11 protein-coding genes are annotated in these 15,269 nt (G+C 60.2%); 6 read left to right on the forward strand and 5 right to left on the reverse strand.

What is annotated here, in order from left to right; genetic code table 11:
* Nucleotides 1–104: 104 nt before the first annotated feature.
* The 5 genes from ppdK to GBCGDNIH1_RS23025 all read right to left on the reverse strand — a co-directional run bounded on the left by ppdK (nucleotide 105) and on the right by GBCGDNIH1_RS23025 (nucleotide 6,503).
* Entirely contained in the window at nucleotides 105–2,774 is a 2,670-nt protein-coding gene (gene ppdK, locus GBCGDNIH1_RS23005; RefSeq protein ID WP_011632798.1) for a pyruvate, phosphate dikinase, read from the reverse strand.
* A 13-nt stretch (nucleotides 2,775–2,787) separates the two neighbouring features.
* Entirely contained in the window at nucleotides 2,788–4,842 is a 2,055-nt protein-coding gene (gene glyS / locus GBCGDNIH1_RS23010) for a glycine--tRNA ligase subunit beta (protein WP_011632799.1), read from the reverse strand.
* Nucleotides 4,843–4,847: 5 nt separating this feature from the next.
* On the reverse strand, nucleotides 4,848–5,273 hold the full coding sequence (locus GBCGDNIH1_RS23015; RefSeq protein ID WP_011632800.1) for a type II toxin-antitoxin system VapC family toxin: 426 nt from the start codon (nucleotides 5,271–5,273) through the stop codon (nucleotides 4,848–4,850).
* On the reverse strand, nucleotides 5,270–5,524 hold the full coding sequence (locus GBCGDNIH1_RS23020; protein WP_043454484.1) for a type II toxin-antitoxin system VapB family antitoxin: 255 nt from the start codon (nucleotides 5,522–5,524) through the stop codon (nucleotides 5,270–5,272). The genes GBCGDNIH1_RS23015 and GBCGDNIH1_RS23020 overlap by 4 nt, the downstream gene beginning before the upstream one ends.
* A 121-nt stretch (nucleotides 5,525–5,645) precedes the next feature.
* Nucleotides 5,646–6,503, reverse strand: coding sequence for a glycine--tRNA ligase subunit alpha (locus GBCGDNIH1_RS23025; RefSeq protein WP_011632802.1), 858 nt, complete (start codon nucleotides 6,501–6,503; stop codon nucleotides 5,646–5,648).
* Nucleotides 6,504–6,590: 87 nt separating this feature from the next.
* On the opposite strand from GBCGDNIH1_RS23025, the gene GBCGDNIH1_RS23030 reads away from it, so the two are divergent.
* The 6 genes from GBCGDNIH1_RS23030 (at nucleotide 6,591) to GBCGDNIH1_RS23055 (ending at nucleotide 15,262) form a co-directional block, all read left to right on the forward strand.
* Nucleotides 6,591–7,013 (forward strand): ketosteroid isomerase-related protein, encoded by a 423-nt coding sequence (locus GBCGDNIH1_RS23030; protein ID WP_011632803.1) that lies wholly within the window; start codon nucleotides 6,591–6,593, stop codon nucleotides 7,011–7,013.
* Between the two features lie 140 nt (nucleotides 7,014–7,153).
* A complete protein-coding gene (locus GBCGDNIH1_RS23035; RefSeq protein WP_043454488.1) occupies nucleotides 7,154–7,885 on the forward strand; it encodes a DUF2076 domain-containing protein in 732 nt (243 codons plus the stop codon).
* Between the two features lie 141 nt (nucleotides 7,886–8,026).
* Nucleotides 8,027–8,905 (forward strand): LysR family transcriptional regulator, encoded by an 879-nt coding sequence (locus GBCGDNIH1_RS23040; RefSeq protein ID WP_043454490.1) that lies wholly within the window; start codon nucleotides 8,027–8,029, stop codon nucleotides 8,903–8,905.
* Nucleotides 8,906–8,971: 66 nt separating this feature from the next.
* Nucleotides 8,972–10,216 carry a hydroxysqualene dehydroxylase HpnE gene (hpnE, locus tag GBCGDNIH1_RS23045; protein WP_043453118.1) on the forward strand — a complete coding sequence of 415 codons (1,245 nt, stop codon included), beginning with the start codon at nucleotides 8,972–8,974 and terminating at the stop codon, nucleotides 10,214–10,216.
* Between the two features lie 4 nt (nucleotides 10,217–10,220).
* Entirely contained in the window at nucleotides 10,221–12,176 is a 1,956-nt protein-coding gene (gene shc, locus GBCGDNIH1_RS23050; protein WP_011632807.1) for a squalene--hopene cyclase, read from the forward strand.
* A gap of 284 nt (nucleotides 12,177–12,460) precedes the next feature.
* Complete coding sequence (locus GBCGDNIH1_RS23055; protein ID WP_011632808.1) at nucleotides 12,461–15,262, forward strand: PAS domain S-box protein; 2,802 nt, start codon at nucleotides 12,461–12,463, stop codon at nucleotides 15,260–15,262.
* The last annotated feature ends 7 nt before the right edge of the window (nucleotides 15,263–15,269 follow it).

The following is a 15,269-nucleotide window of genomic DNA, read 5'->3' on the forward strand; positions in this document are numbered from 1 at the left end:
CTGATGACAAGGATTTTAACCTTCCTCTACCGACTGCCGAACGAAACAAAAACGGCGAGGCCCGAAGGCCCCGCCGGATCCGTTTCAGACTGACCGAGCAGTGATCAGGCCGTGCGATCACCACCTGCACCCAGCGCCGCCTGAGCCGCGGCCAGCCGTGCCACAGGCACGCGGTAAGGGCTGCAGGAGACGTAATCCAGACCAACCTTTTCGCAGAACGAGATCGAGGACGGGTCGCCCCCATGCTCACCGCAAATGCCCAGCTTCAGACCATGCCTGGCCGCACGGCCTTTTTTTGCGGCAATCTCGATCAGATAGCCCACGCCTTCCTCATCCAGTGAGATGAACGGGTCTTTCGGCAGGATGCCCGCCTCCACATAATGCGGCAGGAACTTGCCGGCATCGTCACGCGACAGACCGAACACGGTCTGCGTCAGATCGTTGGTGCCGAAGCTGAAGAAATCCGCGCTGTCGGCAATCGTATCAGCCGACAGGGCCGCACGCGGCAACTCGATCATCGTGCCGATCGTATAATCCAGCGTCCGGCCCGCACGGGAAAATACCTCCGCCGCGACCTTTTCGATCTGAGCACGCACGATCTCGATCTCACGCTTGATACCCACCAGCGGCACCATCACTTCCGGCACCGGTGCATTCCCGGTCTCCTCGGCAATAGCGAGGGCACCTTCGAAAATAGCCCGTGCCTGCATCTCGTAGATTTCCGGGAAGGAAATACCGAGACGGCAGCCACGATGACCCAGCATCGGGTTGGCTTCCGCCAGCTCGGCAGCACGGCGGCGAATGGTGTCCAGATCGACCCCCAGCGCGACACCGACCTCGGCCAGATCTTCCTCATTATGCGGCAGGAATTCATGCAGCGGCGGATCAAGCAGACGGATCGTCACCGGCAGGCCCTGCATGATGCGGAACAGATCGGTGAAATCCTTCCGCTGGAACGGCAGCAGCTTCTCCAGCGCCAGACGGCGGCCACGCTCATCGGCAGCCATGATCATCTGACGGACGGCACCAATACGCTCCGGATCGAAGAACATATGCTCCGTGCGGCACAGACCGATGCCTTCCGCCCCGAATTTACGGGCGGTTTCGGCATCCAGCGGGGTTTCGGCATTGGCCCGCACCTTCATGCGGCGCGCGCCATCCGCCCATTCCATCAGCGTGGCGAAATCACCGGACAAAGACGGTTCGATCATCGCCACCGGGCCGACAAACACCTCGCCCGTCGCACCGTCGAGGGTCACAATTTCACCCTCGCGGATGGTAATGCCGTTGGCCGACAATTCCTGAGTGCCGTAATCGACCTGGATACCGCCGGCACCGGCGACACAGGGGCGGCCCATGCCGCGTGCCACCACCGCCGCGTGGCTGGTCATACCGCCGCGCGTGGTGAGAATACCCTTGGCGGCATGCATACCGTGGATATCTTCCGGAGAGGTCTCGATCCGGACCAGAATCACCGCCTCGCCCTTGGCAGCGCGCATTTCCGCTTCGTCAGCATTGAACACTACCGCACCGCAGGCAGCCCCCGGACTGGCCGGCAGACCACGGGAGAACACCGTGCGCGGCGCTTTCGGGTCAAGCGTCGGATGCAGAAGCTGGTCCAGCGAGGCCGGATTGACGCGCTTGACCGCCTCATTCCGGTCGATCAGACCTTCATTCGCCATCTCCACGGCAATGCGCAGGGATGCTGCGGCAGTACGTTTGCCGCTGCGGGTCTGCAACATATACAGCGTGTTCCGCTGCACCGTAAATTCGATGTCCTGCATGTCCTTGTAATGCTTTTCCAGCGTTTCACGGACCTGACAGAGTTCTTCGTACGCCTTGGGCAGCGCTTCTTCCATGCTGCGCTCACCGGGCTTGGCGCGGGCCTTCGACAGCGGCTGCGGCGTACGGATGCCGGCCACCACGTCCTCGCCCTGCGCATTCACCAGGAACTCGCCGTAGAAAATATTCTCGCCGGTAGATGGATCGCGGGTGAAACACACGCCGGTGGCGCAATCCTCGCCCATATTGCCGAACACCATCGCCTGCACATTCACGGCGGTGCCCCAATCGGCAGGGATCTCGTGCAGGCGGCGATAGGTAATGGCGCGCGGGTTCATCCAGCTGCCGAACACCGCACCGATCGCGCCCCAAAGCTGTTCCTCAGGATCCTGTGGAAAGGGTTTGCCGGTCTCGGACAGCACCATATCCTTGTAACCAGCCACGACCTTGCGCCAGTCGGCGGCATCGAGAGCCGTATCCTCGATCACGTTGCGATCGAGCTTGATGTGCTCGATGATTTCCTCAAACCGGTGATGATCGACACCCAGCACGACACTGCCGAACATCTGGATGAAACGGCGATAGCTGTCCCATGCGAACCGGTCATCCCCGGAAGCCCGTGCCAGCCCCTCGACCGTCTGATCGTTCAACCCGAGATTCAGCACCGTATCCATCATGCCCGGCATGGAAACCCGCGCGCCGGAACGAACGGAGACCAGCAGCGGATTGGTCCGGTCACCGAAGGTCAGGCCGACGGCCTGTTCGACCCGCTGCAGCCCTTCCTTGACCTGAGCTGCCAGATCGTCGGGGTAACGACGATCATTCCGGTAGAACTCGGTACACAGCTCCGTGGTGATGGTGAAGCCGGGGGGTACCGGCAGGCCGATACTGGCCATTTCCGCGAGATTGGCACCCTTGCCACCCAGAAGGTTGCGCATATCCGCGCGTCCTTCATTGCGACCAGCACCAAAACCGTAAACCCATTGAGTCATGGATCAGGCTCCTTCAGCCTTCGATACGGGAGAAGTCGGCGACACGATTCATCGTGTCACGCAAACGGGACAACAGGCGCAACCGGTTACGGCGGAGCGCAGGCTCCTCCGCATTGACGGTGACCTGATCGAAAAACGCATCCAGGGGACCACGCAGGCGGGCCAGGGATGCCATGGCAGTGGCGTCATCTTCCGCGTCCAGCGCGGCCATGACCGCTGGTTCCGCTTCCTGCAACGCTTCGGCCAGCGCACGCTCTTCCGGCACCTCAAGCAGGGACTCGTCCGGCGTGCCCTGATGAGGTCCATCCTTGCGATCCTCAATGCGCAGAATATTCGCGGCGCGCTTGTAGGCGGCTAGAAGATTTGCGCCATCTTCACTGACCAACAAGGCAGCAACGGCATCGGCACGGGCCAGAAGACGGACGATATCGCCTGCTCCTTCCGCCGTATCATCGGCATGCACAGCAAACACCGCCGCCAGCACATCATGGCGCGCCCCTTCGGCGCGGAGCTGCACGCGCAGACGCTCGGCCATGAACGCCAGCAGATCGGCCACCGGCGCTTCATCGGAGGCAAAGGCGAACAGACGGCCCAACGGCAGCCGCAACCCGTTCTCACGAATAATGCGGATGATCCCCAGCGCCGCACGCCGCAGCGCGAACGGATCGCCCGAGCCGGTCGGAGCCTCCCCGATGGAAAAGAACATCGCCAGCCGGTCGATCTTGTCCGCCAGCGCGACCGCGATCGAGACCGGCGCATCCGGCACCGGATCGGACGGGCCTTTCGGCGCGTAATGATCCCGGATGGCATCGGCAATCCACGGCGATTCCCCGTCATGCAGCGCGTAATAGCGGCCCATCACGCCCTGCAGTTCCGGGAATTCCCCCACCATGCCGGTGGTCAGATCGGCCTTCGCCAATAGCGCCGCCCCATCCGCATCGCGTGCATCTGCCCCGACCAGCGGCGCGATTTCCCGCGCCAGCCGCCGCAGACGCGCCACCAGAGCGGCCTGACTGCCAAGCTTCGCGTGATAGGTCACACGCTCCAGCACAGCCAGCCGGGAGGCCAGCGGTTCCTTCCGGTCCTGATCCCAGAAATGGCGGGCATCGGCAAAGCGGGCGCGCAGCACACGCTCATTACCGGCCATAATGGCGCGGCCCTGATCGGTGGCCTCGATATTGGCGATGAAGGCAAAATAAGGGGCCGCTTTACCTTCGGCATCCCGCAAGGCGAAATAACGCTGGTTGACCCGCATGGAGACCTGCATCACCTCCGCGGGCAGAGACATGTACTGATCGTCGATCCGGCCCAGCAAAGGCACCGGCCATTCCACCAGCCCGGCCACCTCATCGACCAGCCCGGGATCATCCACCACGGTCAGGCCATGAGCAGCGGCGACGCGGGCGATACCCTCCGCCACGCGGCGGCGGCGCTCCTCGATATCCAGCACCACATGCCGGCCGGCCAATGCCGCCTGCCATTCGGCAATGCCACGGACCTTCACAGCACCGGGGGACAGGAAGCGATGCCCTTCCGTCTCATCGCCGGAGCGCAGGCCATGCCCGTCATCATCGCCCTGAGCGAGCGAAAAGGGTACCACTGCACCATCCAGCTGGCAGAGAATGCGGCGCAACGGACGAACCCATGTGAACAGACTCGATCCCCCCCAACGCATGGATTTCGGCCAGGGAAATTTCCACAGCAGCGCCGGAATCACCTCGGCAATCAGCGCTGCCGCTTCACGGCCCGGACTGGACGTATCGAGTACCCAGTAATCGCCCTCTTCACGCAGGGCTGACCGATCGGCGCCATACTTGCGCAAGAACCCGGCCAGAGCCTGCTCCGGCGCACCGATCCGCGGGCCACGCTCATTGCCGGAGCGGGCAGGAACACCTGCCTCCACCGTGGCAGTCAGGGCAAGACGCCGGGGGCCGACATGCCAGCGCAGATCACGCGGCGACAGATCAGCCAGCGCCTCGCCGGCCAGCCGCACCAGATCCTCGCCGGCCTTGACCTGCATACGGGCGGGGATTTCCTCGCTGAACAATTCCAGCAGTAATTCGGGCATCGGGATCAGTCCTGGATTTCTTGCAACACGGTTTCTTCGGGCTGAATGGCTGGCTCGATGTCGGTATGATCGAAATCCCGCCCTTTGTAGAGCAGTCTGTCACTCTCGGTCTTGGCGAGAGCATAGGCCAGGCAATCACCGTAATTCAGCCGGTGCGCATGACGGAATCGGCCGAAATAACGCCATGCGCCACGCGCCACCGTCGCCTGTTCGGCACTGACCGGTACGATCTCGATCCCGGCGGCACGGATAAATTCATCAAAGCGGAGACCGGCGAGGCGGCCGCCTTTTTCCTCGACCATCATACTCGCCTCCAGCCAGTTGGCGGCCGACATGCGGGGACGCTCGGCCGCGACCAGCGCCTCCAGATAGCGTGGGCCATCAGGCTCCCCCAGCACAATCGCCAGCAATGCGGAGGTATCGAGGATCACAGCGGCAATCCGCCCTCGCCATACAGCGCGCTATGATCAGAACTGACCCGACCACGCATATGAGCGCGGATATCCGCCGCAAGGACAGTCAGGCGTTGAAGACGGGACACATGGTCACGCAGGCGACGCTCACGCTCCAGACGTTCCCGAAGCGCCTCCGTCACCGCCATGGTCATGCTTTCGCCGGTCAAGGCAGCAAGCTCGGTTGCCAGAACGTAGGCATCCTCACTTTTGATGTTGAGCTGCGCCATGATGGTAGACATCCCGCCGTTTCAGGTAGACGCTACTTCACCTCATCTACCATCGTCCAGAGGGAATGGTAGAAAATTTTTCAGCCATGGAAGAAAGTCGGCCATTCAGGGCTGAAACACCCTAACCTCCACCCGCCAGCCACGCTTCGGCACAGCTTTTCGCCAGACTGCGCACACGGGCGATATAGGCGGCCCGCTCCGTCACGCTGATGACACCGCGCGCATCCAGCAGATTGAACAGATGGCTGGCCTTGATGCACTGGTCATAGGCTGGCAACGCCAACCCCTGGCCCACCAGCGCCGCACATTCCTTTTCCGCGTCGATGAAATGGCGGGACAGCATCTCGGTATTCGCATGCTCGAAATTATGCGCGCTGTATTCGCGCTCCGCCCGCAGGAACACGTCACCATAAGTGACGCCCTGCCCGTTGAAGTCGAGATCGTAGACGTTCTCGACATCCTGCACATACATGGCCAGACGCTCCAGCCCGTATGTCATCTCGAAACTGGGCAGATCGACCGGAATGCCGCCGACCTGCTGGAAATAGGTGAACTGGCCGACCTCCATCCCGTCACACCAGACTTCCCAGCCCAGCCCCCATGCGCCAAGCGTCGGACTTTCCCAGTCATCCTCGACAAAGCGGATATCATGAAGCGCCGGGTCGATCCCGATGGCGCGATAGCTGTCCAGCAGCATGGATTGCGCCGTCTCGGGGCTGGGCTTCATAATCACCTGATACTGGTAATAATGCTGAAGCCGGTTCGGATTTTCGCCATAACGACCATCGGTCGGGCGGCGGCTGGGCTGCACATAAGCGGCGCGCCAGGGCTTGCGGCCCAGCGAGCGCAGCGTTGTGGCTGGATGAAATGTGCCTGCACCCATCTCGACGTCGTAAGGCTGCAAGATAACGCAGCCTGCTTTCGACCAGAAAGCATGCAGGCGGAGGATCAGATCCTGGAAGCTGGGTTTGTCAGGCATTGACGGGCACGGTTCCGAGAAGCGAGAAGCCGCGCACGCTATAAGCTGTCGCCGTCGGCGGCAATCCGTAACAAGTGAGGATCAACCATGACCCAGAATGCCGACGCGCTGATCCGCGCGTATTACGAGGCTTTCAACGCCGGTGATGAAGCCGCTTTCCTGGCCCTGCTGACCGATGACGTGGAGCACGATATCAGCCAGGGCGACAAGGAAGTCGGCAAGGAAGCCTTCTCCCGCTTCCTCGCCCATATGAACAACTGCTACCGCGAGCGGATCGAGCTGCTACGCGTGATGACCGAATCGACCGGCCGGTTCGCGGCCTCCGAATTCATCGTGCATGGTGAATATTTGAAGACGGATCCCGGCGTGCCGGAAGGCACCGCGCCGGCCCGTGGCCAGCGTTACACGCTGCCCGCCGGTGCTTTCTTCACCATCCGCGACGGCAAGGTGGCCCGCATTTCCAACCACTACAATCTCGGTGAGTGGATCCGTCAGGTGAACGAAGGCTGATGCAGCCTGTCCCGTCAGGGTGGCGCTTGTACCGGCTATCCTGACGGGGGCGTCTTGATCGCCGCCCGATGCCGCGCCATGTTTCGTCCAGCACCCTCATGCCGAGCATTGAGGGGACATCGCCAGGAGAGCGGCCGGATATGAACGACCAGGAACGCGAGATCATCACCCGCTTCATCGAGCGGGTCAGCGGCGCACAGACCGCGCCGGGAACAGCGGTACAGACGCTGCCCCCCGTCGATCGCGACGCCGATGCGTTGATCGGCCAGCTTTTCACCCGCTATCCCGAAGCCCGCTACCGGCTGACCCAGACCGCCTATGTGCAGGATTACGCATTGGCCGAGGCCGGTAAAAAAATTCAGGCCCTCCAACAGCAGGTTCAGCAACTGCAACAACAGATGCAGGCGCTTCAGCAACAGAGCGGCCAGCCTCGTGGCGGATTTTTCAGCACTCTGTTTGGTGGCGGCCAACCCTCCGCGCCTCAGCAGCCAGCCTTCCAGCCTCCGCCCCAGCAGGGTTATCCCCAGCAGGGCTACGCCCAACCCGGATATGCCCAACCTCCCTTCCAACGCGGCGGAAGTGGATTCCTCGGCTCAGCCCTGACGACCGCCGCGGGCGTGGCGGGCGGTATGGTGGTCGGCAATATGCTGACCGGGCTGTTCTCCGGCCACGAGCATGCCGATCCGGGTGCCGGATTCGGGGCCGGTGGTGACAGCGGCGTCTGGGGCACGGGTGGCGATGCAGGTGGGGCAGCACCCGGCGGTAATGACTGGGGCAATCTTCAGAACGACACGGGCCCTGATCAGGGCAGCTGGGGTGACAGCGGCGATTCAGGATGGTCCGATTCCGGTGGTGGATGGGACGATCTTTAAGGCCATACCAGGCAAGAAAGATAAAATTTCCTGATTGACGCGGGTAGAATCATTTGTATTGCTCATGGTTCTATCCATCCTTCGCATCAGGCAGTTCTTTCTTCCTATCGGAAATCAGTGCTGCCGCAGGAGCAGCCTGAAGTGAATTATCCTGATCTCGATCTCGATCTGCTCCGCTGCTTCGCCTGCGTGGCGGCGGAACGGGGCTTTACCGCCGCCGGTCAGGTGATGGGTCTGACGCAATCCGCCATCAGCCTCAAAATCAAACGGCTGGAAGACCTGATCAATCGCCGGGTTTTCGACCGCTCCAGCCGTCACCTCGCCCTGACTCCGGATGGGGATATCCTGCTGGCTTACGCGCACCGGCTGTTATCCCTGAATGATGAGGCCGTGCGGCGTCTGGTGGCCAGCCCGATCAAAGGGCATTTACGGCTGGGCGTCGCGGATCATTTCCTGCCCCATCATCTCGCGCAGATTGTGGGGCGCTTTCAACGTACCTATCCCGCCGTCAGGCTGGAAATAGAGGTAGGCCGCTGCGCTGAACTCCGCACCGCCTGTGATGAAGGGCGATTCGATCTGGTGATCGGCAGACGCCGTGCCGGTGACACGATGGGGATGCCCATCTGGACCGAAACCATGGTCTGGGTCGCCGCCAACGATTTCCGGATGCCGGAGCGGGACAAGCCCCTGCCTTTGGCAACCCTCTCAACGGGATGCATGTTCCGGGAACGGGCACTGGATGTCTTGTCCCGCGCCCGTATTCCACATGAGCTGCGCTATACCTCAACCAGCCTGTTGGGCATCATTGCCTTTGCGCAGGAAGGGCTGTGCATTATTCCCATTGGTCGCTCCAATGTCCCAAGCGGGCTGAAAGAGATCGACTCGCTTCCTGTCCTCGGAAATTCCGAGATTGCCGTATTTGGTGATATCTCTGACGAGAATCTCGAACTGGCGCAGCCTCTGATTGACCTGTTCCGGGACGACCTTGGCTCGGGCCGTAAAAGCAGCACCTCACCCTGAGACTTTACTTTACGCGTCTCTCCGCGCATCCGTGTGCGCGTGTCACATTCAATCTGTTCATCACCCATGTTCCATATTGTCGGCGGGGGTCTGGCCGGACTGTCCGCAGCCCTTGACCTCGCCGAGGGCGGTCAACGTGTCACGCTGTATGAATCAAGTCGTCAGGCAGGCGGCCGCTGCCGCTCCTATTTCGACAAGGAGCTTGGGTGCAGGATCGACAATGGCAACCATCTCCTGCTGTCCGGCAACCGGGCGGCGCATGGTTTCCTGCAACGGATCGGCGCGAGTGACAGTCTCAGCGGGCCGGGGAAACCCCTGTTTCCCTTTGCCGATCTCACCGATGGATCATTCTGGAGCGTGCAGCCAGGTCTTGGCCGCCTGCCGCTATGGCTGCTGAAGCGTCAAGCCCGTGTCGCGGGCACAAAGGCACGAGACTATCTCTCCCTGCTGCGCATCCTGCGGGCGAAGAAAGAAGCAACAGTGCAGGATCTGGCCCTGCCGGAACCTCTGTTTCGGCGGTTGCTGGAGCCTCTTGCGGTGTCTGCGCTGAATACCCGCCCGCATGAAGCCAGTGCCAGCCTGTTCGGAGCCATCATCCACGAAACCCTCGCTGAAGGAGGGTCCGCCTGTATTCCCGCCATTCCGCGGGAAGGCATGTCGGAAAGTTTCGTTGATCCCGCGCTGAGCCGTCTGTCCGCCTTGGGGGCGGAAATCCGGTTGGGCCACCGCATCGCATCCCTCACTATCGAGAACGGGCGCGTCGCCACGCTGGGGGATATCAGGCTGGGACCGGCCGACAAGGTCATCCTCGCTGTTCCGGCCTGGGTGGCTGCCGATTTGCTGCCTGGTCTGACCGTGCCGGATCAGCATGAAGCCATCATCAATCTGCATTTCCGCACGCCACACGCTTCCTCCACACATCCCGATTTCATCCAGGCGGGCTTCATTGGCGTGGTCGGCGGCACGGCAGAATGGATTTTCCGACGGCCCGAGGTGCTCTCCGTCACCATCAGCGCCGCCAATCATCTGTTGGACGATCCGGACGTACCAGAGCGCGTCTGGGACGACATCCGGCGCGCCACCGGTCAGCAGGGACAGATGCCCAAACTCCGCATTGTACGGGAAAAACGAGCCACTTTCCTTGCCTCCCCCGCACAGAATGCCCGACGCCCTCAAGCCGACTTCATGTTGCAATGCGGCATCACCAATCTGGCTCTCGCAGGGGACTGGACCGCAACCGGCTTGCCTGCAACAATCGAAGGTGCGATCAGGTCCGGTTCGATAGCTGTCAAAATGCTACTACCGGGCTGAACCAATGCCAAAAGACATCCCTGCCGATCTGGCTTCTGAAGCCATCTCTGGCGATATGCTGGAACAGGCCGTGCTGCGCGCCAGCATGGCTCTGCACCGGAAACAGCAGACGGACGGGCATTGGGTTTTCGAGCTGGAGGCCGATGCCACCATTCCGGCGGAATATGTGCTGCTCGAACATTTTCTGGATCGGATCGACGACGATCTGGAGCGCAAGATCGGCGTCTATCTGCGGCGAATTCAGGGCGACCATGGCGGCTGGCCGCTGTTTCACGAAGGTGCTTTCAACCTTTCCGCCAGCGTCAAGGCGTACTACGCACTGAAAGCGATTGGGGACGATCCGGATGCGCCGCATATGCGCCGCGCCCGCGAAGCCATCCTGGCCGCAGGCGGGGCAGAGCGCAGCAATGTCTTCACCCGCATTCAACTGGCGCTGTTCGGGCAGATTCCCTGGCGCGGCGTACCGGTCATGCCGGCTGAGCTGATGATCGCGCCCAAATGGTTTCCCATCAACATGTGGAAAGTCAGCTACTGGTCGCGCACCGTGATCGCACCGCTGCTGGTACTGATGGACCGCAAGCCGAAAGCACGCAATCCGCGCAACGTGCATGTGCGGGAGCTGTTCCTGCATGATCCCGACCGGATCAGGGACTGGATCCGTGGTCCATTCCGCTCCGGCTGGGGACATTTTTTCAAATATCTGGACAGCGTGCTGCGTGTTGTGGAGCCGGTGGCGCTGAAGCCCATGCGCCCGCGCAGCATCCGTCTGGCCGTGGATTTCGTGCGGGAGCGCCTGAATGGTGAGGACGGGCTGGGCGCAATTTATCCCGCCATGGCGAATAGCGTGATGATGTACGATGTGCTGGGCTACAGCCCCGATCATCCGGAGGCCGCGATTGCATGGGAAAGCGTCCGCAAGCTGCTGGTCATCAAGGAGGATGAGGCCTATTGCCAGCCCTGCCTCTCCCCCATCTGGGATACCGGCCTGTCGGGCCATGCCATGGCCGAAGCTGAGGGCGCTGTTTCCCCGGGTGTGGCAGCCGCCTGCGACTGGCTGCGGAACCGTCAGATCACCGATGTGGTCGGCGACTGGGCTGAAATCCGTCCCGGTGTCCAGCCAGGTGGCTGGGCCTTCCAGTACAATAATGCCCATTACCCGGATGTGGACGATACCGCGGTCGTGGCCATGCTGCTGCACCGGCAGGGTGACCCGGCCCATGAGGAGAGCATCCGGAAAGCACGTGAGTGGATCATCGGGCTGCAATGCCGCGACGGCGGCTGGGGGGCGTTCGATGCCGATAATGACAAGGATTATCTGAACCACATCCCCTTCGCCGATCATGGTGCGTTGCTGGATCCGCCGACCGCCGATGTGACGGCACGCTGTATCTCCTTCCTCGCCCAGCTGGGTAATCCGGAAGACAAACCCGTGATCGACCGTGCCATGGCCTGGCTGCGCAAGGAGCAGGAGGCCGATGGAAGCTGGTTCGGCCGCTGGGGCACCAACTATATCTACGGCACATGGTCCGTATTGTGCGCCATGAATGTTGCCGGCATGCCGCATGATGACCCCGCCATCCGGCGCGCGGTCAATTTTTTGGTGGCAACACAGCGCGAGGATGGCGGCTGGGGCGAGGATGAGGAAACCTATGACCCAGCCTCAGGCGCGCAGCCCGGTCGTTACAAGGAAAGCACCCCCAGCCAGACCGCCTGGGCGCTGATTGGTCTCATGGCCGCCGGGGAAGCCGAACATGAGGCGACACGGCGCGGCATTGCCTATTTGCAGGCCACACAGAAGCCGGATGGGGAATGGGATGAAGCGGCCTATACGGCGGTTGGCTTCCCGCGGGTCTTCTACCTGAAATATCACGGTTACAGACAGTTTTTCCCGTTGATGGCACTGTCCCGGTATAAAAATCTCCGTAGCAGCAATATGAAAAAAGTTTCGTTCGGATTCTGATTTATAAAGCTTTCGTTTCCGCGATGATGCGCTTATTCAGTCAGACGTCACAATAAGATTACCCATTATTCTTCTTATGATACGCTATGTTTTATAACAGGGCTTGAAGAAGGGTCTTTTTCCTGAACGTCATCGAGGGCACCTCATCCATTTCCGGTCTGAACCAGCAAGCATCCAATGAAGCAGCCATCAAGCCGGATCCGGAAGAACTGGCACCTGGGTGGCATGAAGGCTGCGCAGGCATTGCCAGACTGGCCGCACTGGCGTGCGATGCAGAGTGTGCGGTGCTCTATATCAACGCCGCCCCCGGTCAGTCCGCGTTTCTGGACATTCATGACGCAGGACAGGGGAAGTTGCCTTTTCTTCCTCCCACCTCTCTTTCTGCACTGGCAAAGGCCTTTATGGCAGGCGAGGAACCGGTCATCCATATCCGGGATCAAGCGCTGCCAACGGAGGTGATCCGGCCTGTTTTTTTCGCCGCTCACCCCATTATAACGCCTTCTGGACGTAAGCAGGGCGCATTATGCGTCCTGGGGATGACAGCCCGGACGCTCTCCCCCGCACAGACCGATCGGCTGCTGGCCCTTGCCCGGCTGGCCGGCATGCAGAGCGATCCCCCCGATGATCAATCCAACGATCAATCCGACCAGAACGGGCATGTCCCTGCGCAGAGCGACTTTCTGGAACTGCTGGGCACGTCTCCGGATTGTATGAAAATTCTGACGACAGACGGAAGGCTGCTGTTCATCAGCAATGCCGGCCTCAAGGCTCTGGGCATCGCCGATCCTTCCCATGTCATTGGCAAATCCTGGCCGCATTTATGGGACGAACCTGTGCGCTCCCAGGCCTTGGCGGCCGTTGCGAAAGCGCGATCAGGAGGGATCGGCCGTCTGGAAGGAACCACCACCAACAGCCAGGGGGAATCCTCACATTGGGACATAATCATCACACCCCTGCTCGATCAAAAGGGCCGCATAACGCGCCTGATGGCCGTCTCCCGCGACATTACCGAAGCACGGGAGGCCCAGCAGGCCCTTCAATACAGTGAAGCCCGTTTCCGGATGATGACGGAAAGCCTGCCACAGATCATCTGGATGACCGATCAACAGGGAGATATTTTATACGTCAGCGAGAAATGGGAGCATTTCAGCGGTCGGTCGCCCCGGCATCTTCTTCAGAAAGGCCGCTGGATGAGTCTCGTCCATCCGCATGACCGACAGACTCTCCGCACCGCCTGGGCGGCGGCAAGGCAGGAAGGCAGCCTGAAATGTGAATACCGCATGCGTCATCGCAGTGGGGGCTATCGCTGGTTTCTGCTCACGGCACAACCGGAACCCGATCCCGCCACGGGGGAACCGCTTCGCTGGTTCGGCAGCTGCACGGATATCGATGTGGAGCGAAACATCCGGGAGGCCCTCGCCGCCCGCAGCCAGGGACTGGAACAGGAAATCGCCCACCATGTGCAGGAACTGGAACGCATCTGGTGCCTGTCCCGCGATCTTCTGGCCATCCTCCGGTACGATGGCCGCATTCTGAGCATCAATCCGGCCTGGCAAGCCATATTGGGGTGGGACAACGTCAAGGATATCGAAAATCCCATCGATATCTTGTGTCACCCGGATGATCTGGCGGAAGTCGAACGCTCAATGGAACAGATGCGGCAAGGGCAGACAGTCGTCAGCCAACCTGTCCGTATTCTTCATGTCGATGGCAGCTACCGATGGATTTCATGGAATGCTGTACCGTTTGACGGGTTGATCTATGCAACCGGACGCGATGTTACAGATCTCATCTCAGCCGAAGAACACCGCAAGGAACTGGAAGCACAGCTGCACCAGTCACAAAAAATGGAAGCGGTCGGGCAACTGACCGGTGGGATTGCGCATGACTTCAATAATTTGCTGACAGCCCTCCGCGGCAGTCTGGAACTGATACAGACCAATCTGGATCGCGGACGCCTGCAATCCCTGCCACGCTATATTGCCACCGCCCATCAAGCGGTGGAGCGAGGGGCATCCCTGACCCACCGTCTTCTGGCTTTCTCACGGCGTCAGACCTTGTCACCATGCATACTTGATCCGGCAAGCCTGATGACCGGCATGGCTGAACTGATCAAAAGTATTTGTGGCCCCTCCATTCAGGTTCAGACCAGTTTTCAGTCAATGCCTGCATTGATTCAATGTGATCCCAATCAACTGGAAAACGGATTGCTGAATCTGGTGATCAATGCACGCGATGCCATGCCGCAGGGTGGAACCCTGATCATAGAGACAGGCATCATACAGATACCGGATCGACATGTCAGCGAAGTAAACGAAACATGGCTTGACAGCGCGCTTTCCAATTTCCAACCCGGTGATTACGTGGTCATCGCCGTGCAGGATACCGGTATAGGAATGACTGAGGATGTCATGAGGCGTGCTTTCGATCCGTTCTTCACGACAAAACCGATTGGTCAGGGAACCGGACTTGGCCTGTCGATGATTTACGGTTTCATCAAACAGACGGGCGGCCATATACGACTGAAATCATCTCTCGGATCAGGAACAACAATCCGTCTTTATTTTCCCTGTTATCATGGTGATCTTTCCACTGCCCACCATACCGGACAGATGACAGGTTTTTTTGCATCCACCTCCACTTCATCCTCTCATCCAGCCAGTGGTACAATTATGGTTGTGGATGATGAAGAGGCGATCCGCCATTTGATCAAGGAAACCCTTCAGGATCAGGGATACAAAATCCTGTTGGCCGATCATGCCGCAGCAGCACTGAGGCTGCTGAAAAACACTTTGCAGAATGGACACAGGATTGACGGTCTGATTACGGATATCGGCCTGCCCGGCAGCATGAACGGCCGGGAGCTGGCAGCAGAAGCCCTGTCACTTATTCCTGACCTGCCTGTCCTTTTGATGACGGGATATGACTGTACCCCTCACGCTGCAGACAGGCTGAGCACATATGTACAGGAAAATCTGGATATTCTGGCCAAGCCGTTCAGTATGGATATGCTGTTGAAAAAACTAAGCTCAGTACTGGAGCCATCTTTTCAGCAGCGGACAAATCGACCGACTTTTAACAACTGAAGTTTTT

Origin of the sequence: Granulibacter bethesdensis CGDNIH1 (assembly GCF_000014285.2) — a bacterium.
Lineage (GTDB): Bacteria > Pseudomonadota > Alphaproteobacteria > Acetobacterales > Acetobacteraceae > Granulibacter > Granulibacter bethesdensis.

Excerpts from the sequence above, each read along its gene's own strand:
- hpnE (WP_043453118.1), top strand. The coding sequence starts at position 8,972 with ATGTTCCATATTGTCGGCGGGGGTCTGGCCGGACTGTCCGCAGCCCTT.
- GBCGDNIH1_RS23030 (WP_011632803.1), top strand. The coding sequence starts at position 6,591 with ATGACCCAGAATGCCGACGCGCTGATCCGCGCGTATTACGAGGCTTTC.
- shc (WP_011632807.1), top strand. The coding sequence starts at position 10,221 with ATGCCAAAAGACATCCCTGCCGATCTGGCTTCTGAAGCCATCTCTGGC.
- GBCGDNIH1_RS23035 (WP_043454488.1), top strand. The coding sequence starts at position 7,154 with ATGAACGACCAGGAACGCGAGATCATCACCCGCTTCATCGAGCGGGTC.
- GBCGDNIH1_RS23020 (WP_043454484.1), bottom strand. The coding sequence starts at position 5,524 with ATGGCGCAGCTCAACATCAAAAGTGAGGATGCCTACGTTCTGGCAACC.
- GBCGDNIH1_RS23025 (WP_011632802.1), bottom strand. The coding sequence starts at position 6,503 with ATGCCTGACAAACCCAGCTTCCAGGATCTGATCCTCCGCCTGCATGCT.
- ppdK (WP_011632798.1), bottom strand. The coding sequence starts at position 2,774 with ATGACTCAATGGGTTTACGGTTTTGGTGCTGGTCGCAATGAAGGACGC.
- glyS (WP_011632799.1), bottom strand. The coding sequence starts at position 4,842 with ATGCCCGAATTACTGCTGGAATTGTTCAGCGAGGAAATCCCCGCCCGT.